General features: G+C 46.1%; 26 protein-coding genes. 13 read left to right on the top strand and 13 right to left on the bottom strand.

Features of this window, described 5'->3' with window-relative positions:
- The 7 genes from ICN34_RS02290 to ICN34_RS02260 all read right to left on the bottom strand — a co-directional run.
- On the bottom strand, window positions 1-985 hold a 985-nt coding region (locus ICN34_RS02290; protein WP_216120587.1), incomplete at its 3' end, for a TonB-dependent receptor plug domain-containing protein.
- Window positions 986-1,069: 84 nt separating this feature from the next.
- Window positions 1,070-1,249: a hemin uptake protein HemP gene (gene hemP / locus ICN34_RS02285; RefSeq protein ID WP_072583679.1), complete on the bottom strand. Its 180-nt coding sequence runs from the start codon at window positions 1,247-1,249 to the stop codon at window positions 1,070-1,072.
- Between the two features lie 3 nt (window positions 1,250-1,252).
- Window positions 1,253-1,690, bottom strand: coding sequence for an energy transducer TonB (locus tag ICN34_RS02280; RefSeq protein ID WP_216120585.1), 438 nt, complete (start codon window positions 1,688-1,690; stop codon window positions 1,253-1,255).
- 289 nt (window positions 1,691-1,979) lie between these two features.
- Window positions 1,980-3,152, bottom strand: a complete 1,173-nt coding sequence (locus tag ICN34_RS02275) for a methyltransferase (RefSeq protein WP_216120583.1) — start codon at window positions 3,150-3,152, stop codon at window positions 1,980-1,982.
- The gene (locus ICN34_RS02270) at window positions 3,153-4,007 is read right to left on the bottom strand and encodes a pirin family protein (protein WP_216120581.1); all 855 of its coding nucleotides are present in this window, start codon (window positions 4,005-4,007) and stop codon (window positions 3,153-3,155) included.
- Between the two features lie 41 nt (window positions 4,008-4,048).
- A complete protein-coding gene (locus tag ICN34_RS02265) occupies window positions 4,049-4,600 on the bottom strand; it encodes a carboxymuconolactone decarboxylase family protein (protein ID WP_072583683.1) in 552 nt (183 codons plus the stop codon).
- A gap of 35 nt (window positions 4,601-4,635) precedes the next feature.
- Window positions 4,636-5,649: a tripartite tricarboxylate transporter substrate binding protein gene (locus ICN34_RS02260; protein ID WP_216120579.1), complete on the bottom strand. Its 1,014-nt coding sequence runs from the start codon at window positions 5,647-5,649 to the stop codon at window positions 4,636-4,638.
- 88 nt (window positions 5,650-5,737) lie between these two features.
- On the opposite strand from ICN34_RS02260, the gene ICN34_RS02255 reads away from it, so the two are divergent.
- The 7 genes from ICN34_RS02255 to ICN34_RS02225 all read left to right on the top strand — a co-directional run bounded on the left by ICN34_RS02255 (window position 5,738) and on the right by ICN34_RS02225 (window position 12,110).
- On the top strand, window positions 5,738-6,514 hold the full coding sequence (locus ICN34_RS02255) for a sulfurtransferase (RefSeq protein WP_216120577.1): 777 nt from the start codon (window positions 5,738-5,740) through the stop codon (window positions 6,512-6,514).
- Window positions 6,515-6,590: 76 nt separating this feature from the next.
- Complete coding sequence (locus tag ICN34_RS02250; RefSeq protein WP_255538552.1) at window positions 6,591-7,595, top strand: tripartite tricarboxylate transporter substrate binding protein; 1,005 nt, start codon at window positions 6,591-6,593, stop codon at window positions 7,593-7,595.
- A gap of 53 nt (window positions 7,596-7,648) precedes the next feature.
- The gene (locus ICN34_RS02245) at window positions 7,649-9,022 is read left to right on the top strand and encodes an MmgE/PrpD family protein (protein WP_216120575.1); all 1,374 of its coding nucleotides are present in this window, start codon (window positions 7,649-7,651) and stop codon (window positions 9,020-9,022) included.
- A gap of 24 nt (window positions 9,023-9,046) precedes the next feature.
- Complete coding sequence (locus ICN34_RS02240) at window positions 9,047-10,024, top strand: D-2-hydroxyacid dehydrogenase family protein (RefSeq protein WP_072583687.1); 978 nt, start codon at window positions 9,047-9,049, stop codon at window positions 10,022-10,024.
- A 17-nt stretch (window positions 10,025-10,041) separates the two neighbouring features.
- Window positions 10,042-10,590: a chromate transporter gene (locus tag ICN34_RS02235; protein ID WP_072583688.1), complete on the top strand. Its 549-nt coding sequence runs from the start codon at window positions 10,042-10,044 to the stop codon at window positions 10,588-10,590.
- Window positions 10,587-11,111, top strand: a complete 525-nt coding sequence (locus ICN34_RS02230) for a chromate transporter (RefSeq protein ID WP_216120573.1) — start codon at window positions 10,587-10,589, stop codon at window positions 11,109-11,111. Before ICN34_RS02235 ends, ICN34_RS02230 begins: the two co-directional genes overlap by 4 nt.
- Window positions 11,112-11,132: 21 nt before the next feature.
- On the top strand, window positions 11,133-12,110 hold the full coding sequence (locus ICN34_RS02225) for a tripartite tricarboxylate transporter substrate binding protein (RefSeq protein WP_216120571.1): 978 nt from the start codon (window positions 11,133-11,135) through the stop codon (window positions 12,108-12,110).
- Window positions 12,111-12,154: 44 nt separating this feature from the next.
- Here the strand turns inward: ICN34_RS02225 and crcB are convergent, their stop codons facing one another.
- Genes crcB through ICN34_RS02205 form a run of 4 tightly spaced genes read right to left on the bottom strand, consistent with a single transcriptional unit; the run spans window position 12,155 to window position 13,683 of the window.
- Window positions 12,155-12,532 carry a fluoride efflux transporter CrcB gene (gene crcB / locus ICN34_RS02220; RefSeq protein WP_216120569.1) on the bottom strand — a complete coding sequence of 126 codons (378 nt, stop codon included), beginning with the start codon at window positions 12,530-12,532 and terminating at the stop codon, window positions 12,155-12,157.
- Window positions 12,533-12,544: 12 nt separating this feature from the next.
- Window positions 12,545-13,324 (bottom strand): 4,5-DOPA dioxygenase extradiol, encoded by a 780-nt coding sequence (ygiD, locus tag ICN34_RS02215; protein WP_072583692.1) that lies wholly within the window; start codon window positions 13,322-13,324, stop codon window positions 12,545-12,547.
- 9 nt (window positions 13,325-13,333) lie between these two features.
- Window positions 13,334-13,471 (bottom strand): hypothetical protein, encoded by a 138-nt coding sequence (locus ICN34_RS02210; RefSeq protein ID WP_169709848.1) that lies wholly within the window; start codon window positions 13,469-13,471, stop codon window positions 13,334-13,336.
- Window positions 13,472-13,515: 44 nt separating this feature from the next.
- Window positions 13,516-13,683, bottom strand: a complete 168-nt coding sequence (locus ICN34_RS02205) for a hypothetical protein (RefSeq protein ID WP_158009059.1) — start codon at window positions 13,681-13,683, stop codon at window positions 13,516-13,518.
- Window positions 13,684-13,711: 28 nt separating this feature from the next.
- On the opposite strand from ICN34_RS02205, the gene ICN34_RS02200 reads away from it, so the two are divergent.
- Complete coding sequence (locus ICN34_RS02200) at window positions 13,712-14,374, top strand: site-2 protease family protein (protein WP_072583693.1); 663 nt, start codon at window positions 13,712-13,714, stop codon at window positions 14,372-14,374.
- 68 nt (window positions 14,375-14,442) lie between these two features.
- A complete protein-coding gene (locus ICN34_RS02195; protein WP_072583694.1) occupies window positions 14,443-14,895 on the top strand; it encodes a cytochrome c in 453 nt (150 codons plus the stop codon).
- Window positions 14,896-14,912: 17 nt separating this feature from the next.
- On the opposite strand, the gene ICN34_RS02190 is transcribed toward ICN34_RS02195, so the two are convergent.
- On the bottom strand, window positions 14,913-15,593 hold the full coding sequence (locus ICN34_RS02190) for a cytochrome b/b6 domain-containing protein (RefSeq protein ID WP_216120567.1): 681 nt from the start codon (window positions 15,591-15,593) through the stop codon (window positions 14,913-14,915).
- Between the two features lie 42 nt (window positions 15,594-15,635).
- Here ICN34_RS02190 and ICN34_RS02185 point away from each other — a divergent pair, with 42 nt between their 5' ends.
- The gene (locus tag ICN34_RS02185; protein ID WP_072583696.1) at window positions 15,636-16,841 is read left to right on the top strand and encodes an MFS transporter; all 1,206 of its coding nucleotides are present in this window, start codon (window positions 15,636-15,638) and stop codon (window positions 16,839-16,841) included.
- Window positions 16,842-16,863: 22 nt separating this feature from the next.
- Here the strand turns inward: ICN34_RS02185 and ICN34_RS02180 are convergent, their stop codons facing one another.
- The gene (locus tag ICN34_RS02180) at window positions 16,864-17,805 is read right to left on the bottom strand and encodes a 3-hydroxyacyl-CoA dehydrogenase family protein (protein WP_072583697.1); all 942 of its coding nucleotides are present in this window, start codon (window positions 17,803-17,805) and stop codon (window positions 16,864-16,866) included.
- 85 nt (window positions 17,806-17,890) lie between these two features.
- On the opposite strand from ICN34_RS02180, the gene ICN34_RS02175 reads away from it, so the two are divergent.
- The 3 genes from ICN34_RS02175 to ICN34_RS02165 are packed head-to-tail and all read left to right on the top strand — an operon-like array spanning window position 17,891 to window position 20,742.
- Entirely contained in the window at window positions 17,891-18,820 is a 930-nt protein-coding gene (locus tag ICN34_RS02175; protein WP_216120566.1) for a 2-hydroxyacid dehydrogenase, read from the top strand.
- A 12-nt stretch (window positions 18,821-18,832) separates the two neighbouring features.
- Window positions 18,833-19,759 (top strand): dihydrodipicolinate synthase family protein, encoded by a 927-nt coding sequence (locus ICN34_RS02170; RefSeq protein WP_072583699.1) that lies wholly within the window; start codon window positions 18,833-18,835, stop codon window positions 19,757-19,759.
- A gap of 32 nt (window positions 19,760-19,791) precedes the next feature.
- Complete coding sequence (locus ICN34_RS02165; RefSeq protein ID WP_072583700.1) at window positions 19,792-20,742, top strand: TAXI family TRAP transporter solute-binding subunit; 951 nt, start codon at window positions 19,792-19,794, stop codon at window positions 20,740-20,742.
- The last annotated feature ends 62 nt before the right edge of the window (window positions 20,743-20,804 follow it).

The following is a 20,804-nucleotide window of genomic DNA, read 5'->3' as shown; positions in this document are numbered from 1 at the left end:
TGCAGGCTCTAAAGACTGTCGATTCCTGTGTACGTTTAACAATACTTTGCCGCCAATAATCTCTAGATAGCCTGCTCCAATACATCAAAGTATTGATTTTGGTCTCAGGACTAATTTCGATAGCATGTTTGAGATCTACTGCATTTCTTTGGGTAATAAAGCGGTCATTTGGCGCTGGATTATCTCTTGAGTGAGTGCTGTACTGATTTGGGCGCAGACCTACATATGAGGTATTGATATTGTTATCGTAATGGGTATATTTGAGACTTAACCACTGATTCTGTGCAATCTCCATTCCCCCTTTCACCAAGATGTCATACATCTTGAAACCATTGCCTTGGTATCCATTGGACTCAGATTGAATCAGATTTATTCCTCCAATGGCGCCATTCGATGATGATTTTCCCCCTGCCTCAAGCTCTGCTAAACGATATCCGTAGTTACCCACTTTGCCGGTTAACTTAAATCCTGGAGCAGGTGTTTTGCTAAGGTAATTCACTACGCCACCAATATTGGATGGGCCATATTTCAGGCCCGATGCGCCCTTTAAAACTTCAATCCCACCGATTTGCTCTACAGGTGGGCTGTAATAGGAAGCATTGGAAATGAAGAGACTTGGTTGAATGGGAGCGCCATCCTCCAGAAGAAGAACCTTGGAGCTGCGACTCGGATTTAATCCCCGAATACCAATATTCGGAATAGATCCTAGGCCACCCTCATCTCCACGGACATTGACACCAGGAACTGTCTTTAATACGTCTTGTAGCGACTGAGGCTGTAACTCCTCCATCCTCTGTTGATTAATGACATCAACCGTTCCTGGAATTTTATAAAGGGCATCCTCCTCTCGACCAACAATATCAATCCTAGGTAACTCAATATCTTGAGCATTAGCCCAAACTGAAAAAGATCCTCCATATAACAATGCAAACGATGAAAACCAGGCCAACCGAATTCGAGGACGAACAACTACTTGATGCTTCATATACCATCTCCAGTGATAAAAACAAAAAATCGCTGGCTATATGCATATGAAAATGCTCTTGCTGGCTAGTAAGTTAATTCATATTTACTTCGTCAAAATGAGCTTCCCTAATTTAGTGATGCGCAATTGATATGAATGCCCATCATGCAAAATGAAGATCTGTTTTGTTCGCCCCAATAAGATTTCGCTTGGAATCGTTATGGGAAAAATCTGGGTTGATCGAATGCATTTTGAATCAATATCTAAGATATTTTTCTCGCTCAAGTACTAGCCTTCCAAGGTAAATTGAATTGGTGTTTGAAAGCATTGCAAAGAAAGCTGGGTGGGAGTTATTGCAATAGGCGCAAATCTCCACTGAGCCAAAGCCTTGATGACTGAACGATCTAAACCCTGAAAGCCTGAGCTCTGGGTGATGCCAACTTCTTGCACAAGGCCTTGATCGCTGACACATAGTCTTGCAATGACCAAGCCTTGTTCCTTAAGCTGTCTGCTGACTAAGGGGTAATGTGGTTTAGGGCTGTGTATGGCCTGTCTAGCTGCGCCTGCTGCTAGAAGCCCAGCCCCCTTGCTATTACTATGCGCATGGGATTCATTTACAGCACTGGAACTATCAAGCTCACTTTTAGGGGGTGTTTTGACTTGGGATGCAACCAGAGATTTTTGCTGCTGAGGTGACGGGGCACTTTTACCCACAAGATTTACCATCAGAAAATCTGGAGCAGATAAATTAGACCCCGCAAATGATCCCGATAAAAGCATCAATAGCGCTAATAAATGAGAGAAAGTTACCCCCGAAATTAGCAATACATTTCTAGACAATGCACCAGAAAGCAAATGACACCCTTAAAAAAATAAATGAGAAAAACTATATTCAACTTACCGAAAAAATGTGTAGTAAGTTAACTACTGCTCTCAATGATTTTAAGGGTGATGTAGTGGATTAACAACCATGATCCCAATGGGGGCGGGGCTTGTAGGGCTATTTAATGTGGTACTACTTTTGGGTTAATCGCCAGAGTGAAGTGACTTCTTTAGATCTCGCTGCATGCAATGCATCAGCTTTATCAAATGCTTTTGGATGTGTTGGTTTGGTATCTACATGCGCAATCACTTTCAAGCCCGCATGTTCAATCCAAATTAGAAGCTCTTCTCTCGTTCTCAATCCTAAGTGCTCTGCTAAGTCAGAAAGAATGAGCCAACCCTCACCATTTGGTAGTAGATGATCCTTTAATCCACTCAAGAAACCCTTCAGCATCTGACTCTCAGGGTCATATACAGCATGCTCTAGCGAAGAGCTTGGTCTGGCTGGAAGCCAGGGAGGATTACAAACAATGAGTGCAGCCTTTCCTTGAGGGAAAAGATTGGCTTTGTGAATTTGAATTTCAGAATTCAAACCTAAGAGATGAATATTTTCTTTCGCACAAGCAATCGCTCGATCACTTAGATCGGTCGCAATAATTTTCTGAACATCTCGTAGGGCCAAAATAACGGCCAACACTCCAGTGCCCGTCCCAATATCAAAAGCTATAGAGCTTTGTTTTATTGCTGCTGGTAACGGAGCTTTCAGAATCAAGCCAATATATTCACTACGCACAGGAGAGAAAACACCGTAGTGCGGATGAATGCGCACCTCTTGATCATCTCTGGTGAGAACTTGAACACCTGTCTTGCGCCACTCATGAGCGCTAATCACGCCAAGCAACTCACGCAAAGAAATTACATAGGAAGTTTCTTGCGTTCCATAGGCCTCAAGGCAGGCCTGCGCTACATCTGGGGCGCGTCTCAAAGGTATCGTATGGTCAGCATTCAAGCGGATGAGAACCATGCCCAAAATACGTGCGCGCTGAGATTGGGTGAGACGATGTAGATTAAATGCATCTAAGGGACTTATGATTTTCTCTTTGGAAACTCTGTCAGCTCTAGTAGATTTCTTGGAAGGCTTATCCACCCTTCTTACCAAAGCTTGTAAGAGTTGCCGCGCATTCTGAAAGTCACCCCTATAGAGCATCGCAGTACCTTCACAAGCTAAGCGATAAGCAATATCAGCGGTCAGCGTGTCATCCGCGATCTGAATTTTTTTATGCGGCGCAATCCCATTTTCAGAATGCCAATGAGCGGAACAGATTTGTCCGCCCTCTTCCCATTGAAGGGTTGCTGATTGCGTCACTTAGGAAACCACAAAGCGATTGTTTTGATAATCATCGATTGCTTGTTCAATTTCAGCGCGAGTATTCATCACAAAAGGGCCGTACTGAACGATAGGCTCATGCAAGGGCAAAGCTGCTAGAACAATAAATTGTGCGCTTATAGATCCTGATCTTGCCTTTAAAAGATCGCCATCACCAAGAACAATGGCTGCCTGCTTTGGAGCTGGCATCATTGGGCCGCCTAATTCCAGCCCGCCTTCATATACATAAACAAATGCATTGAGCTCTTTTGGAATGCGTTGCTCAAACTCTGCGTTGGGTGGTAAATGCACATCTAAAAATAGAGGCGCAGTAGTAATCCCCTGAATCGGGCCTTGAACTGCTTTACCGACATCATCGTATGCGCCCGCAATGATCTTGACTGAGCCCCCATTTGCCAAAGCAATCTTCGGAATATCTTCAACCTGGATATCTTTATAGCCAGCCGGCTTCATCTTTTCTTTTGCGGGTAAATTAATCCACAACTGGAAGCCGCGCATGGCACCGCTCACTTGCTGTGGCATCTCAGAATGAATAATGCCGCGCCCAGCCGTCATCCATTGCACGCCACCAGTTTTCAGATGGCCTTGATTACCCAAATGATCCTCATGCAACATGTGACCTTCCAGCATGTAGGTCACCGTCTCAAAACCCCGATGGGGATGTGCCGGAAAGCCCGCTACATAATCATTTGGATCATTGGAGGAAAACTCATCAAGCATCAAAAAAGGATCTAATCTGACTTGATTTTGACCGCCCAGACTACGACGCAATTTCACACCCGCACCATCAGAAGTGGCAATGCCAGAAATAATGGTTTGGATGTTGCGGATCATATTGATGAATGCTTTGACTTGGCTTTGGCTAAGCTTTAACTTTAAGCCGGAGGATGATCTTCAGGATTGACATCGAGGGCTATCAAGAATCGAGAAACCATATTGTAAGCGGCGATTACCGTGACTAATTCCACGGTATCCGTGCTTCCCAAAGCCTTTTGCAAGCGCTTCATTAATTCAGGATCCACTTTGATATTGCGCGTCATCTGAAAAGTGAGTTCGGCAGCGTCGTTCTCCACCGGAGAGTACAGATCTTTTGGAAAATTCGGTTGCCCAATGAGTCGCAAGCCTTGGACCTGCTCTTCAGTACCGCCCGCTTTCTTAAAAGGTGGCGCATGGTGAAAGAATTCATATTCAGCACCATTCAAGACGGCTACGCCACACATAGCCAACTCGCGCAACTTCGGATCCAAAGACAGGTTATTACGAATCTCTCCAATGAAATGATTCCAGCCCTCTGCAATTGGAACGCTATGCAAAAGCATGCGATCTAAATTAATAAACTGACCGCCTCGTCTTTTGCGAATAGCTGCAACCAACTCTGCTGGCTCTGCCAAATCCATTGGCTGATACGGAATTAAACGTTCTGACATGTTTACCTTTTATCAATACTGCTTATCAACAACTCTTACTGAGCAGTTTCTTTAATATTGTTTTCAATCACAAACTTACCCCAGATACCCATTTGCTTGCCGATAAAGTCTTGTGCAGCAACTGGGGTGCCACCAACAATTTGAATGCCTTGCATTTTGAACTTCTCAGCGACAGCAGGCGTCTTCAGGGCTTTATTTAATGCCTTATTCATTGCATCGATCACTGCCGGAGAGGTCTTACCGGGGGCCAATACCGCCCACCAAGCTGGCGCACTAAAGCCTGGGAAGCCGCTCTCAGAAATTGTCGGCACATTAGGCAAGGATGGTGAACGCTTGGCAGTTGTAATCACTAGCGGAATAACTCCACCGTTATCGATATGAGGCTTCACCAAAAATTCCGAGCCAACAGCCAACTCCACTTGACCGCCCAAAGCATCTTGCATTAAAGGACCGCCACCACGATAAGGGATGTGATTCCAATCAAAGCCCGCTTGTTTTGCCAGACGCGCCATTGCTAAGTGACCCAAGCTACCAATCCCAATTGAACCGTAACTAAATTGCTTACCTGTCTTGGAAAGATCCACTAATTGCTTAAAACTGGTGATACCAGATTTTTTGCTGGCAACCAATACCATCGGTGATGTGCCAACCAAAATCACGGGAGCAATATCTTTTATCGTGTCATAGGGAAGTTTGTCTTTGAGACTAGGGTTCACACCATGGGTATCAAATACTACTGCAAAGGTATAGCCATCCGGATCGGACCGAGTCATTGCGGAGGTACCAATTACACCAGAGGCGCCACCAACGTTTTCCACAATCACGTTTTGCTTCAACTCTGCTTGCAAAGCAGGTGCCAATATACGAGCAACCTGGTCAACTGAGCCACCTGGCGGAAAGACCGCAATCAAACGAATTGGCTTTTGGGTGGGCCATGTGCCAACACCCGCATTTTGCGCCAGAGCAACACCGCTTACTCCTAAAGCCATCAAAGTGGCTAATAGGCTGTTTTTAATGGCTTTTTTAGCCATTTTCACTAAATCCTGCATGGACTTGTCTCCTCTAGATAAGACCTCAAGATTAACACCCCCTCAGCCTATTTGCTCGATAATGCTGCTGTAGCCCAGTGAGAGAAAAATGAAGTCGATTCTAAATATTGCCGCCTATTTATTTGTCAGCCTAGATGGCTTGCCAGAGCTGCGCGCCAAAATGCTGGATGAATGTACTGCGCGCCAGTTGAAGGGAACAATTCTTTTGACTGGTGAAGGCATCAATATGTTCCTTGCCGGTAAAACAGATGAGCTACGTGGATTTATGGATTGGCTCCGTACCGATCCCCGTTTTGCCCCACTTCAAGCAAAGGAGAGTTGGTCCGAGGATCAGCCCTTCAAGAAGATGTTGATCAAACTCAAAAATGAAATTATTCGCATGAATCACCCAGCGATTCGTCCTGAGGAAGGTCGCGCTAATTTCATTAGCCCCAAAAAACTGCAGGAGTGGTTAGATCGCGGCACTGACGATCTAGGTCGCCCTGTAGTGATGGTTGATACTCGCAACGCCTTTGAAGTCGACTACGGCACTTTTGAGAATGCATTGCATTTCAATATTGAAAAGTTCACCGAGTTTCCAGCGGCAATTTCTGCACATAAAGATGATTTAGCCGATAAGACGCTGGTCAGCTTTTGTACGGGTGGTATTCGCTGTGAAAAATCTGGCTTATATATGCGGGAAATTGGCATGGAGCACAGTTACCAGCTAGAGGGAGGTATTTTGAAATATTTCGAGGAAGTGGGTTCCGCACATTACCAAGGCAGCTGCTTTGTCTTTGATGAACGTGAGGCGCTGGAGCCAAACCTAGACTCCATCCCCGTAGAGCACTCCATTCGAAAGAAACTCAAAGCCAGCCAAGCCTGAGCAGGGCTAACGCTATCAATAGTAAAATAACTTGGCTGTACAAAACTAACTTATAACAATAATTCGGACTCGAGACATGTCTAATACGATCAATCGGCAAAAGCCGATTTTTTTGTCATCCTTTCTCTTTGCTTTTTTGGGATTGGCATTCCATTTCAATGCGCAGGCGCAAAGTGCAGCAGTAGCCTACCCAACCAAACCTATCAAACTGATTGCACCAGTAGCTGCTGGTGGCGGATTAGATAATATTGCACGAGCTGTTGCGGAAAAACTCTCTAGATCTATTGGTCAAACAGTAGTTGTAGAAAATATGGGTGGCGGTGGCGGATCAATTGCTTCACAAGCAACTGCTAAAGCGCCAGCCGATGGCTACACACTCATGATTGCTTATGTAGGGACACACGGCACCAACCCTGCTGTCCGTAAATTACCCTACGATGCCATTAAAGACTTCACACCGATTGGCATGATTGGCGCAACACCTAACGTACTCATCATTAATCCTGATCTGCCCATCAAGAGCTTCAAAGAGTTTGTGGATTACGCAAAAAAGAATCCCGCCAAGTTAAGCTATGGATCTGCTGGCCCCGGAACACTGACACATCTCGGCATGGAGCAACTGAAGCTAGCTGCTGGAATATTTATGGTGCATGTGCCCTATCGTGGCGTAGGTCCTGCTTACACGGATCTACTGGCTGGACAGACCCAGGCAATGTTCCCCACTCTATTTGCAGCATTACCTTATATCACCACCAATAGGGTTCGCGGGCTTGCCGTTACTGGTGCCAAACGCAGCCCAGTAGCGCCTAATATTCCGACCTTCAAAGAGCTTGGCTATAACGGCTTTGATGGCCAACAGTGGTATGGCTTGGTAGGTCCTGCAAATCTTCCACCCGCGATTGTTGCAAAGCTCAATGCTGAATTAAACAAAGTTCTAGCATTGCCAGACTTCTCAGAAAAAATGATGAGCGAGGCTTTGACTTTAATGCCAATGACACCTCCTCAATTTACCAATTACATCAAAGAAGATATTGCACGCTGGGCTAAGGTTGCCAAAGACCGTAATATTGAAATCGATTAATTTTCAATATCCACTTATTTAAAAATACTCACACTTATTCATAGGAAATTTATATGTCTCACGCTATTGCCGCAGCAGCTGATCTCAATGCACCACCAGTCACCAAAATTTTGGCGGAGTTTGTTAATGCTCATCCAAGTCAAGGATGGACTCCAGAGGTTGAGCACGAAGCGCATCGTACATTCTTAAACTGGCTTGGTTGTGCGATCGGTGCAGCCAATCATGAGAGCGTTGAATCATCATTAGTCGCTATTCGTGAATTTCAACCAGCGCCACAAGCCAGCATCCTCGGCCGTAAAGATAAAGTGGATATGGGTGGAGCGGCATTGATTAACGGCATCAGCTCACATACTTTTGACTTTGACGATACTCACCTCAAAACCGTGATTCATCCAGCGGGTCCGGTAGCATCTGCAATCCTAGCCTTAGGCGAACACATTGGTGCCAACGGTCGTCAAATGATTGACTCTCTAGTTCTTGGCATTGATGTTGCCTGCCGCGTTGGTAACGCAATGTATCCAGATCACTACCATCGTGGCTGGCACATCACTGGCTCTACTGGCATGCTGGGATCTGCTGCGGCATGTTCACGCTTAATGGGTCTTGATCTGCAAAAAACAACTATGGCTTTAGGCATTGCAGCCTCCCAACCGGTTGGTATGCGCGAGCAATTTGGCACGATGACCAAACCCTTTCATCCGGGTGGCGCAGCACGTGCAGGTCAACTTTCTGCACTGTTGGCAAAACATGGTTTTACTGCAAGTCCTAAAGCACTTGAAGCGGGTCGTGGCTATATGCAAACCGTTTCTACTAAGTGTGACTGGTCAGAAATTGATCGCGCCCTCGGAAAATCTTTTGAGATTTCCTTAAATACCTATAAACCTTTTGCTTGCGGAATTGTGATTCACCCAGCCATTGATGCTTGCGCCCAATTACGCGCCCAAGGCGTGAAGGCAGAAGAGGTTGAACGCATTGAGTTGCGTGTTCACCCACTGGTACTCGAATTAACTGGCAAGAAAACACCTAAAGATGGACTAGAAGGCAAGTTCAGCGTGTATCACGGCTGCGCTGTAGGCTTGATGTTTGGTCAAGCAGGTGAAGGTGAATATGCGGATGACATCGTTAACCGTCCTGATGTCGTAGCTTTGCGCGCTAAAGTGAACGCGACTACCGATACCTCTATTAGCGAAGCATCTGTGGACGTTAAAGCCTTCCTGAAGGATGGCAAAGAAGTGCATATCTTTGTAAAGAATGCGATTGGCTCTGTAGAAAATCCAATGAGCGATGCCAACTTGGAGCAAAAATTTACAAGCTTGGCAGAGCCAGTAATTGGCAAAGGGAAAACGATTCAGTTAATTTCTGCACTCTGGAAATTAGGACAAGCGCCTGATCTCAAGCAAATCCTGAACCTTTGCACACCAGACTAATATTCAACTGAAAGATTTTCATCCATGGCCTCATTACCTAATATCGTTATTCTCGGAGACTATGAGCGTGCGTTGCGCCGTTTTTCTAATTGGGAAAAATTAGATCAACAGGCTAAGCTCACTATTCATCATGAGCCGCTTCGAGATGAGGCCTTATATGCAGCAGTCAAAGATGCTGATGCAATTGCTATCGTGCGAGATCGCTCGCCTTTTAATGAGGCGATGATTGCACGCTTACCCAAGCTAAAGTTCTTAATGTTTACTGGTGAACGTAATGGCACCCTTGAAGCATCAGCCTTAGTGTCTAGAAATATCCCCATGGCATGCACTCCTGGTGGACCTTCCAAAGAAACGACCGCAGAACTTACTTGGGCCTTAATCCTGGGCGCCTCTAAGCGTCTTATTGAAGAAAATAAACTCATTGCCTCAGGTGGCTGGCGTGATGCCTTGTCTTTACTGCCAATGCTCTCTGGCGAACGTTTAGGCATCATGGGCTTAGGCGCTATCGGTAGTCGTGTAGCACGTGTTGGCGCTGCCTTTGGCATGGAAGTGGTGGCTTGGAGTCCTCGCATGACGCCTGAACGCGCCGCAGCTGAAAATGCAAAGGCGGTCAGTCTTGATGAACTCCTTAAAACTTCCAAAGTCGTCTCTATGCACTTGGTGGCCGGCCCCGGAACTAAAGGTTTAATTAGCGCGGATCAACTAGCGCTCATGCGCCCAGATTCGATTCTGATCAATACTTCACGTGCTGCACTGATCAATATGCCTGATCTAAAAAAAGCGCTAGCCGCAGGTAGACCTGGGCAAGCAGCAGTGGATGTTTTTGATGTTGAACCTCTTCCAGAAAAAGACGCGCTTCGAAATACCCCAAATCTTTTGGTGACACCTCATCTTGGTTTCATTGCTGAGCCTATTTTTGCGACCTTCTCAAAAGGCATTACCGAAACACTAGAAGCGTGGCTAGAAAATAAACCAGTGCCACATCCTTTTAAGCCACAGTAAGCACCTTCTATTAAAAGATGCCATCCCAACCTAAAACACTGACACCCAAGCAACTCTTTATTGGGTTTAGCAAAATCGGAATGTCTGGCTTTGGCGGCGTACTCCCTTGGGCACGCCGCATGCTTGTTGAGCAAGAGAGGTGGCTAACTGCTGAAGAGTTCAGTGCCATGCTGGGCATCTGCCAAATTGTTCCAGGACCCAATATCGTCAATCTCGGTGTTTGTGTAGGCAGTCGCTTTGCCGGAGTACCGGGCGCTTTTGCAGCGGTACTCGGTTTAATGTTGGGACCTGTAGCTATCGTCATTCTGCTGGGCATTCTCTACGAGCATTACAGCTATATGCCGATTGTCCAGGGATTGCTAAGAGGTATCTCTGCAGTAGGTGTAGGTCTAATTGCAAGCACCGGCTTCAAAATGATGCGCTCAGAACTGAAATACCCGCCCATGCTATCCGTCATCCTCTTGACTGTATTGGCTGCAACCTACTTTCATTTAGGTCTGGGTTGGGTAGTTTTACTTGCCTCACCTTTGGCTTTCTTTTTAGCATGGAAGAAGATTAAAGAATGATGGGCACTCTCATCAGCCTCTTTCTGAAACTATCCGCTTTTTCCTTGGTGGCATTTGGAGGTATTAATGCACTCCTCCCCACACTATATGACTTATCGGTCAATCAAGAACACTGGATTAGCTCCCAAACCTTCGCCGATTACTTTGCTATTGCCCAGGCTGCACCCGGACCCAACCTCATGACAGTCACATTGATTGGCTGGAAAGTGGGCGGCGTGATTGGTGCAGCAATAGCGACCTTAGCTATCGCCTGGCCATCCTCGATCATGATTTATTTCTTGCAACGCTCTATTATGGGAATGCAGGATATTCGGAAGCAGAAAATCATCCATGCAGCAGCCGGCGCTTTAGCGGTAGGCTTAGTTTTATCTGCGGCCTGGGGAATAGCGCTCCAGATTAATAGCAGCACAGCCGCATACTTGCTGACCTTTGGTACGATTGCTATCACCTTGTTTACACGCTGGCATCCACTCTATCTCATTGCAATTGGCGGCGCTTTAGGAATTCTGGGTTTTATTTAAATCACTTTTCTTGGGATCAATATGCGACTCATTCGGAACTGTTCAGTCTGTTTAATAAGTCTAAGTACCTTATTTTCAACCGCTGCTTTTGCGCAAAACAACTACCCTAGCAAACCCATCAATTTCATCGTCCCTTATGGTGCCGGTGGTGGCGCAGACTCACGTAGTCGTCAGATTGCCCAAAAAATGAGTGTCATTCTCAAGCAACCCATCATCGTCGATAACAAACCGGGGGCTGGCGGCAACATTGGTACAGAATTCATTTCTAGAGCTGCTCCTGATGGCTACACCATTGGCATGGGCAACTTCGCGCCCATGGCTGTTAATAAAACACTCTTTGGCAATTTGCGCTACGACCCAGAAATAGATCTCACTCCTATCATTTTGATTGAAAAAGGGCCTCTAGTACTGGTGGTCAATCCAAGCTCCCCATACAAAACAGTTCAAGAAATTGTTGCGGCCGCCAAAGCTAAGCCGGGTACTCTTACTTTCTCATCAGGCGGCATTGGAGGAAGCCATCAACTATCCGGTGAGCTCTTTAAACAAAGCGCCAGCATCGATATGATTCACGTCCCGTATAAGAGTGGATCTGCTGGCTTAACCGATCTAATGGCCGGGAACGTCACCATGATGTTTGATCAAATGTATTCAGCGATGCCCAGCATCAAAGCCGATAAGTTACGCCCCATTGCGATTACTAGCAAGAAACGCTCTCCACTTCTACCGAACGTGCCTACTTTTGCTGAGGCAGGCTACCCCAAGGTTGAAGTTCTCAACTGGCAAGGACTCATCGCGCCCAAGGGAACACCTAAGGCCATTATTGATAAATTGAATGCTGCTGCAAATGAGACGCTCAAAGACCCTCAACTACGCGAACTCATGCTCTCTCAAGGGAATGAGATTGGTGGAGGGAGTCCAGCTGAATTTGCTAGCCTGATTAAAGCTGAGAGTGCCAAATGGAGTGCCGTTGTAAAAACAGCCAATATCAAGCCAGAGTAACAAATTCTATATTGAATGGCATTGGGGGCTTAGTGCCCCGAATTTTATTTGAAAGCCTGGTAGGTCAAGATGCCCAAGAAGGTCAGCACAAGTGACCCAACGAGATTGAGTAGTGACGTACCCAAAGCCCAAGTAAATTCGCCACGTTGCATAAAGCCAACTACCTCAGCAGAAAAGCTTGAGAAGGTGGTTAGACCCCCCAAGAAGCCGGTAACCACTAAGAGTTTCCACTCTGGAGAAAGACTTGGATTGTTGCCAAAGAAAGCAACTGCAATACCAATCAAATATCCACCAACCATATTCGATATAAAAGTGCCCAATGGCAGTGAAGAAGCTATCCCTACGGTGACGTAATTAAAGCCAGCTCTTAATAAAGCGCCGAAGCCCGCTCCAAAAAAGATTGCAAAGATAGGAAGCCACATAATCTGCTCTTGTTATTGAATTGAAAAACCCAGCATACCAATTGAACTCATCTCAATTCCATCTGTATAGATTTTGGCCTGCTCTCCTGCCTCCTGCAAGGCCAAGGTATACAAGGCTGGCCAATAGTGTTCTGCGGTCGGAATAGAGAGGTGCGCTGCATCACCAAAACGCTCCCAGTCAACCAATGCCTCATGATGATTGGCGCGAATTTCTGAAGCAAAAAAATCATTGAACTCTTTTGCCCATGGGTAAGGCTCAGCACCCTCTTGCCAATGGATGGTGCGCAAGTTATGCACCACATTACCACTAGATAAAATCAAAATATTTTCATCGCGCAAGGGGCGTAATTGCTTAGCAAGCTCATAGTGTTCACGTGCTGACATCGCACCATCGAGACTCAGCTGCACCACAGGCACATCCGCATTTGGATACATGTATTTCAGTACCGCCCAAGCGCCATGATCAATACCCCATTCATTCTCTTCAAGCACGACAGGGACGCTCAATAATTCTTGCACGCGATCAGCTAATGCAGGGCTACCTGGCGCCGGATATTGAACATCAAACAGTGCTTGTGGAAAGCCACCGAAATCATGAATCGTTTTTGGTTTAGTCATTGCAGTAACCCAAACTCCGCGGGTTACCCAATGTGCTGAGATCATCAAAATAGCGTCAGGACGCTTTAATGATTTTCCAAGAGCTGACCATGCCGCTGTATAGCGGTTGGGCTCTATGGCATACATTGGACTGCCATGGCCAGCAAATATTGCAGGTTGGCGATGGCTAGTCATTAATACTGATTAACCGAATACGTAACCTGTATGAGCCGCAACCAATGCAAACAAAATAGCCAAGCTAGTAGCAGCGGCCAACATCACGACCAATGTAATGATCTTTTTGTTGATCTCTTCTTTAGATTCGTTATGCCATTCGTTCATGCTAAATCCTCTATAAACACATTATTGAATAGGGTAATTATCCACTATCGACCGCGACCGGCCTTGCGCATCATGCCTTTTCCCCCACCAAAGCCTGCCTGAGGCCTTCCGGCTGGGCCAGAGGGTCCTTTTGGGACGGGTGGACGTGCTGGCGGCTTCGCTGCTAGCGCTTTTGCCGGGGTTTTTGAATCGGGTTTCTTTTCGTCAGTCACTTTGAGCTCCTATGGATATCATATTGCCATGATTACTGACTATTCTATCCAAGCTGTCGCAATTAATGCGATTCCCCTGATTTTTGCCATCACCATCCATGAGGCAGCCCATGGCTACGCAGCTCGCAGGTTTGGCGATAACACCGCCTACATGCTGGGACGGGTGAGCCTCAATCCCGCAAAACATATAGACCCTGTGGGTACCATATTGATTCCACTCGTCTTAATTCTGACGGGGTCTCCTTTTTTGGTGGGGTATGCCAAGCCGGTACCAGTCAATTTTGGGCGACTCAGAAACCCCAGAATTGACTCGATTTGGGTGGCCTTAGCGGGACCGGGATCGAATTTTGTACAGGCAATCATTTGGGCGGTCTTTTGGGTTCTAGTGCAGGGCTTCGGAATTGATGAGCCCTTCCTGACTTCTATGGCAAAAGCAGGGGTAATGTGGAATATCGGTTTACTGGCATTTAATCTGTTTCCACTACCACCCCTCGATGGCGGAAGAATTTTGGCTGGTCTTTTGCCCGCACGCCAATCCATCGCCCTCGGTAGATTAGAGCCCTGGGGATTTTTTATTGTGCTTGGCCTCGTCTTTACTGGAATTATTGGCACTCTGTGGATGGAGCCCCTCAGCAGCTTTTTCCTGGGCATCATCAATCTTCTCATGACCCCCCTCAGAATGATTTTTTAAGCGGGCAAAAATTACTATTCTGGGATATGCTCAAAATAAGCAGCCCAACTGATCAATGGAGAGCAATCATGAAACTACAAAAATTTATTTTGGCAGGCACTGCAGCTGTTTTAGCCATTGGCGCAGGCGCTGCCTTTGCTCAATTTCAAACGGCAGAAAAAGCAATTGAATATCGTCAAAGCGTCATGACAGTGATTGGCACTCATTTCGGAAGAATTGGTGCTGTTGTTAAAGGTGCGGCACCTTATAACAAAGACGATGTGAGCAAAAATGCAGAGATCGTAGCAATGATGTCTACTTTGCCTTGGCAAGCCTTTGGTCCTGGCACTGAAGGCGGTAAGGCAAAACCTGAGGTCTGGTCAGACAACGCAAAGTTCAAAGCTGCCGCAGACAAAATGCAATTAGCTGCTCTTGATCTCAATAAAGCCGCTCAGTCAGGCGACTTAGAAAGTATTAAAAAATCTTTTGGCGCGGCGGGTGCAACCTGCAAAGGCTGCCACGACGATTTCAAAAAGAAATAAGCGATTTTTATTGATCGTTATTTCGTAATTAAGTAACCGACCGCTACCGCGATCACGCTTAAAAGTATCAAAGCGAAACCGCGCTGCAACACTCCATCCTTGGAGTCACGATCCAAGTCAGCAGGCAGGTATTTAGCCTCTTCGCTTGGGTCGATTTCTTTATCGCCACTAATCATTGGCTTAATCAGATTCTCACCTTTGAATTTCTTGTAATACCAAATCGCTGCGATATGAATTGCAATAAGGGTGTAAATCACCACTTGATTACCTTCGTGAATCTCCGATAAAAATGAAGATATCGAACCAGACACATACTTTGCTAGCGGCCCTTGAAAGGAGACCTCATCATCAACAAATAAGCCAGTCAGTACTTGAACGCATAAAACAAAAATGAGTGCAAATACAGAAATTGCTCCAATGGGGTTGTGTCCAAGAACGCGGGGTGGACTTCCACTTAAGTAATCAAAAATCGCTTTTTTAGTTGGCAAGAAAGAGGCGAAGCGCGCATGGGTAGATCCAACAAAACCCCAGCCAATCCTAAAGATCAACAAGGTCAAAATGCTGTAACCGAAATAAGCATGCCATTGAATGAATTCATCACCCAAATTGATGGTCACAAAGCTACCGACTATACAAACCACCAGCAACCAATGAAATAAGCGGATTGGAAGATCCCATACTCGAATGATTTTCTTCATCCTTTAAGGATAATCCTCTTCTCCTCTAAAATGGAGGGATTCATGAATCCCGGCAAAGCTTTTAGAACCCTACTGCTGTATCGCGTTGGCGCAACCCTAAGCTACCAAATTACGATGGTAGCGGTAGGTTGGCATCTTTACGAAATCACTAATAGCGTAGTTTCACTCGGGCTGATAGGTCTTGCAGAGCTCGTTCCCTACTTTGCGCTAGCTCTATATTCGGGTCATGCGGTCGATCACCACTCCCGCAAGTGGATTGCTGCAATCGCCTGCCTCATTCATATTGCGGTTGGATTATTTTTAACAGTCATCGCATTGGGATGGCTTAGCCCACCGATACCATTGATCTACACCGCAGTAGCATTTATTGGTATTGGGCGCGCTTTATTAAGGCCTTCTTATCAAGCGCTTTTCGGACAAATCATTCCGAGAGATCAATTGCCTCGTTACACAGCGTATGCATCTTCAGCGTTTCAGATTTGCGTAGTGGCGGGCCCAGGATTAGGCGGACTCATGATTGGCTTTGCCGGTCTTGAATGGACCTATCTGCTCGCCGCCTTCTGTGGAGGAGTTGGTTTATACGGAATTACTTTCATCACCGCTGTGCAAGAAAAATCGAGCAACTTATCTAAGCACTTTCTAAAGAGCTTTTTGGAAGGGTTTCATTACGTCAGAAAACATGAACTCATTTTGAGCATCATGGCGCTCGATATGTTTGCTGTTCTCTTCGGGGGCGCAGTCTCTATTCTTCCAGCCTTTGTGAAAGAGGTGCTCAATGCGGGCCCAGAAACTCTAGGAATACTGCGTGCAGCCCCGGCAGCTGGGGCTGTACTTACTGGAATCTACCTCGCTCGGCGTCCCGTGCTAAACGACTCAGGAAAATATCTTCTGATGTCAGTGGCAGGATTTGGTGCGGCGATTATTGCCTTTGGCATCTCCAGTAATTTATGGGTCTGCGCATTCTTTCTATTTATCTCTGGATGCTTTGACTCGATATCAGTAGTGATTCGAGGCAGCATCATGCAGCTCACCACACCAGATCATATGCGCGGCAGAATTAGCGCCATTAATGGCATCTTCATTGGCTCATCCAATGAGTTAGGCGCACTTGAGTCTGGCATTGCTGCCAGCATGATCGGTTTAGTGCCATCCATCGTATTTGGTGGGGTCGCGACGATTGCTATTGTTCTGATTACTTATCGACTCGCCCCACACCTAGGCAAACTTCATCTGAAAGATATTTCTTAGTGAGCAACTAAATAACTAGTTGCTATTTAATTTCAGGAAGATCTTTCTGAATAATCTTCAAGCCAGCACGTAATGCTTTTTGATAGCGCTCACGTTCAGCCTTAATCGTTTCAGCAGTCCAGGTGAAGAAGCCTTCGCCAGTTTTCATACCAAACTTGCCACTAGCGATGCGATCACTCAAGCACTTCGCTATCGTTGGTGAATTGTTTAAGGTTGGATAGATGGTTGCGCCTCCAGCACCGTGCACCTCAAGGCCAGCATGATCTCGTTGCATGGCTGGGCCTGCGGCGATATAGCGAAAGCCAAAACCAAAACGAACGGCTTTATCAATATCTTCTGGCGTACAGATGCCTTCATCAACCATTGAAAAAGCCTCACGCGATAAAGCATGCTGCAAACGATTAGCCAAAAATCCTGGAAGATCTTTTTTCACAGTAACAGGCACCATGCCACACGCTGTCATTAAACGTGAGAGGCTTTCGCCAACCATTGGCGAAGTCTTTGCACCATATACCACTTCTACACAAGGCACTAGATGGGCAGGCATAAAGAAATGTAAGCCAATCATACGAGCAGCTGTTTTTAGGCCGTTGGCAATTTCACTAATTGGGAAGCTCGTACTATTGCTCGCCAATACCGCCTCAGGTTTTGCATATTTTTCCAACTTCGCAAATAGCTCTCGCTTGATGTCTAAACGCTCAGGCACACACTCAATCACCAAATCAATATCAGACCAATCAACCTCTTCAAGCGAACCCGCCACAGACAGTAAATGAATACGATGCTCATAACCGAGATCTGCCATGGTGCTTGCAAAGTAATCCGGCAAGAGGGCTCGTCGCTCTGTAGTTGGCTCAACCACCTGGACTGCACAGCCACCGCGTGCACAAACGGCTGCAACGTCTGCACCCATAGTGCCGCCACCGACAATAACTACCTTGGTTTCAGCTGGGGTAAATAACATGAATACTCTCCTAAAAGGGGAAGGACTTTTTCTGAAAAATCCTCTTACAATGGGGTCATTATTTCAATAAAAAAGTTAGTGAGACATGATCCCCGTCAATTCGGTGCTACAGGTCGGCCATTTCCCTGAAATTATGCAGGCAGAAATAGATCGGCGCTTTACCCCTTTTCATCATCCCGATCCTCAAGCGCCTGCTCCTGCCGGAAACTTTCAGGCGATTTTGATTCGCTCCAATATCAAGCTGCCCGAGGCCCTAGTTAAACAGATTCCCAGTATTCGTATGGTTGCCACTTGTGGGGTTGGTTATGACAACCTTCCCTTGGCTTATCTCAAAGAACAAGGGATTAAAGCAAGCAACACCCCTGGCGTCCTAAACGATGCCGTATGCGAACTGGCCATTGGCATGATGCTAGCCCTACTGCGCCAACTGCCCGAGGCTCAGGAATATGTCAAAAGCACTGCTTGGTCAAAAGCGCCCTTTAGGCTCACCACCACCTTGGCTGGTAAACGAGTGGGTATCGCTGGCATGGGTCGTATTGGGCAAGACCTGGCTAAACGATTAGAGCCATTCAAAGTGGAGATAGCGTATTCAGGGCCCAATAAAAAATCTTTGCCCTACGCTTACTATCCAGATGCTCAAGAATTAGCCAAGGCCTGCGACATCTTATTTTTAGCTTGCCCAGCAACCCCCGATACAGACAACATGATTAATGCCAAGGTTCTAGAAGCTTTAGGGCCCTCAGGATATTTAATCAATATTGCCCGCGGAAGTGTGGTTGATGAGGGGGCACTTTTATATGCACTGCAACATAAAAAGATTGCTGGTGCAGCCTTGGATGTTTTTGAGAACGAACCTAACCCAAGTCATGAATTTTTAACACTTGATAATGTATTGTTAACACCGCACATTGGGAGCGCTACCTCGGAAACACGGATAGCCATGACCAACTTAGCCTTAGATAATTTAGAAGCATTCTTTAACCAACACACACTTCCATCTGAAGTAAATAACTAAAACGGAGCCAGCATGACGATTTCTCTGCACCCTTCCACCTTGCCAGCGGTGCTATCCCCTGTCATCACCCCATTTAAGGCGGACGGCAGTCCAGATGCTCCTAAGTTATTAAAACAATGCCAATGGCTAGAAGCTAATGGTGTTGGGCAGGCTATCTTTGGCACGAACTCAGAAGCAAACTCGATGTCTGCTCCGCAGAAGATGAGCACCTTAACAGCATTAGTAGAGGGCGGGTTAAAGCCTGAGCACTTAATGCCAGGTACCGGAGCAACATCGATTGATGCTACTGTCAATATGACACGTCACGCAGTCAACCATAAATGCGCGGGCGTATTAATGTTGCCGCCCTTCTACTACAAAGATGTTACTGATGATGGTCTATTCGCTTATTTTTCTGAGGTGATTCAAAAAGTAGGTAGCACTGCTTTGCAGATTTATATCTACAACATTCCACCAGTTACTAAAGTGACCTTAAGTCTCTCTTTGCTTGAGCGCTTAGCAAAAGAATATCCAAAGACAGTTGTGGGCATGAAAGACAGCTCTGGCGATTGGTCTTACACAGAATCGGTCATTAAATTATTATCGCCTTCAGGCTTCCGCGTCTATGCAGGCAGCGAAGTATTCCTAATGCGTGCCTTGCGCGCTGGCGGTGTTGGCTGCATCTCCGCTACTGCCAACGTCAATCCAAAAGCGATTGCCGATTTAGCGGCACACTGGAGAGAATCAAATGCTGATACTCTTCAAGCAAACTTGGATCAAGTGCGTGGAATTTTTGCTAAGTACCAAATGATTGCAGGCATGAAGACTGCTGTAGCCCACTACACCAAGGATTCCGAGTGGCTCAGAGTGCGTCCACCATTGATGCAGTTAAGCGCTGAGCAACAAGCGCAACTGCTCAGCGAGCTCAAAGCAATTAACTTCAGCATGCCAGGTTTGTAATTTAAAAAAATAAAAATAATTAGGAGACAACAATGAAACTACTCAAAGTCATTGCCTTATCGCTTAGCTTTCTTTGTGCGAGTGTTAGCGCTCAAAACATCTCTATCGCCACTGGCGGTACGGGTGGCGTGTACTACCCAATGGGCGGTGGCCTTGCCTCTGTTCTCTCGAGCAAGGTGCCTGGAATGTCTGCTACTGCAGAAGTGACCGGGGGCTCGGTAGATAACTTAAACCTCATCGGTACAGGCAAGCCATACGTTGGTTTCTCGATGGCTGATGCCGCTAAAGATGCTCAGATTGGCGAAGGTAAGTTTGTTGGCAAAAAAGTGGACTTACGTACTCTGGTAGTTCTTTATCCAAACCTGATGCACGTAGTAACCGTTGACTCCACTGGCATCAAATCTATGAAAGACCTCAAGGGCAAGCGCATTAGTACTGGCGCTCCTGGTAGCGCAACAGAAGTGATGGCCTTTCGCTTATTAGAGGCCGCTGGTCTTGATAAGGATAAGGATGTTAAGCGTGAGCGATTAAGCGTTGCCGAATCCGTTAATGCCATTAAAGACCGCAAAATTGATGCATTTTTCTGGGTGGGTGGATTACCAACAGCAGCAGTAACTGATTTAGCCAATACTCCAGGAACCAAGATTGTGATGGTCGACACTGGCGAAGAGGTGGCTGCAATGAATAAAAAATATGGCAACCTTTACTTTGTAACTACCATTCCAAAGGCTACTTATAGCGGCATGGCTAGAGACAATAAAGTCGCAGCAGTCGCCAATATCTTGGTGGTCAATGCCAATATGCCTGACGATCAGGCCTATAAGATTGTTAAGGCGATCTTTGATAACAAATTGGAATTGGTGCGCACTCATCAAGAATTTATGAGTGTCAGCCTAGAAAACCAGAAAACAAAATCAACCCCAGTTGACTTTCATCCAGGCGCACTTAAGTACTTTAAAGAAAAGAACGTCAAACTCAATTAAGTTGATGTTTGTATCGGGGGTGAGTGAATCTCACCCCTTTCGTTTTACGGTAGTGAAAAAAT

The sequence above is a fragment of the Polynucleobacter sp. Tro8-14-1 genome, assembly GCF_018881655.1.
In the GTDB taxonomy this organism is placed as follows: domain Bacteria; phylum Pseudomonadota; class Gammaproteobacteria; order Burkholderiales; family Burkholderiaceae; genus Polynucleobacter.
This window is presented reverse-complemented; position numbering and strand designations above follow the sequence as displayed.

Bases quoted from the DNA above. Each gene is read 5' to 3' on its own strand.
- ICN34_RS02225 (WP_216120571.1), top strand. From the start codon at position 11,133: ATGCGACTCATTCGGAACTGTTCAGTCTGTTTAATAAGTCTAAGTACC.
- ICN34_RS02260 (WP_216120579.1), bottom strand. From the start codon at position 5,649: ATGCAGGATTTAGTGAAAATGGCTAAAAAAGCCATTAAAAACAGCCTA.
- ICN34_RS02280 (WP_216120585.1), bottom strand. From the start codon at position 1,690: ATGGTAAATCTTGTGGGTAAAAGTGCCCCGTCACCTCAGCAGCAAAAA.
- ICN34_RS02165 (WP_072583700.1), top strand. From the start codon at position 19,792: ATGAAACTACTCAAAGTCATTGCCTTATCGCTTAGCTTTCTTTGTGCG.
- ygiD (WP_072583692.1), bottom strand. From the start codon at position 13,324: ATGACTAGCCATCGCCAACCTGCAATATTTGCTGGCCATGGCAGTCCA.
- ICN34_RS02200 (WP_072583693.1), top strand. From the start codon at position 13,712: ATGATTACTGACTATTCTATCCAAGCTGTCGCAATTAATGCGATTCCC.
- ICN34_RS02240 (WP_072583687.1), top strand. From the start codon at position 9,047: ATGGCCTCATTACCTAATATCGTTATTCTCGGAGACTATGAGCGTGCG.
- ICN34_RS02265 (WP_072583683.1), bottom strand. From the start codon at position 4,600: ATGTCAGAACGTTTAATTCCGTATCAGCCAATGGATTTGGCAGAGCCA.
- ICN34_RS02180 (WP_072583697.1), bottom strand. From the start codon at position 17,805: ATGTTATTTACCCCAGCTGAAACCAAGGTAGTTATTGTCGGTGGCGGC.
- ICN34_RS02170 (WP_072583699.1), top strand. From the start codon at position 18,833: ATGACGATTTCTCTGCACCCTTCCACCTTGCCAGCGGTGCTATCCCCT.
- ICN34_RS02210 (WP_169709848.1), bottom strand. From the start codon at position 13,471: ATGAACGAATGGCATAACGAATCTAAAGAAGAGATCAACAAAAAGATC.
- ICN34_RS02190 (WP_216120567.1), bottom strand. From the start codon at position 15,593: ATGAAGAAAATCATTCGAGTATGGGATCTTCCAATCCGCTTATTTCAT.
- ICN34_RS02255 (WP_216120577.1), top strand. From the start codon at position 5,738: ATGAAGTCGATTCTAAATATTGCCGCCTATTTATTTGTCAGCCTAGAT.
- ICN34_RS02235 (WP_072583688.1), top strand. From the start codon at position 10,042: ATGCCATCCCAACCTAAAACACTGACACCCAAGCAACTCTTTATTGGG.
- ICN34_RS02270 (WP_216120581.1), bottom strand. From the start codon at position 4,007: ATGATCCGCAACATCCAAACCATTATTTCTGGCATTGCCACTTCTGAT.
- ICN34_RS02230 (WP_216120573.1), top strand. From the start codon at position 10,587: ATGATGGGCACTCTCATCAGCCTCTTTCTGAAACTATCCGCTTTTTCC.
- ICN34_RS02245 (WP_216120575.1), top strand. From the start codon at position 7,649: ATGTCTCACGCTATTGCCGCAGCAGCTGATCTCAATGCACCACCAGTC.
- crcB (WP_216120569.1), bottom strand. From the start codon at position 12,532: ATGTGGCTTCCTATCTTTGCAATCTTTTTTGGAGCGGGCTTCGGCGCT.
- ICN34_RS02185 (WP_072583696.1), top strand. From the start codon at position 15,636: ATGAATCCCGGCAAAGCTTTTAGAACCCTACTGCTGTATCGCGTTGGC.
- ICN34_RS02250 (WP_255538552.1), top strand. From the start codon at position 6,591: ATGTCTAATACGATCAATCGGCAAAAGCCGATTTTTTTGTCATCCTTT.
- ICN34_RS02195 (WP_072583694.1), top strand. From the start codon at position 14,443: ATGAAACTACAAAAATTTATTTTGGCAGGCACTGCAGCTGTTTTAGCC.
- ICN34_RS02175 (WP_216120566.1), top strand. From the start codon at position 17,891: ATGATCCCCGTCAATTCGGTGCTACAGGTCGGCCATTTCCCTGAAATT.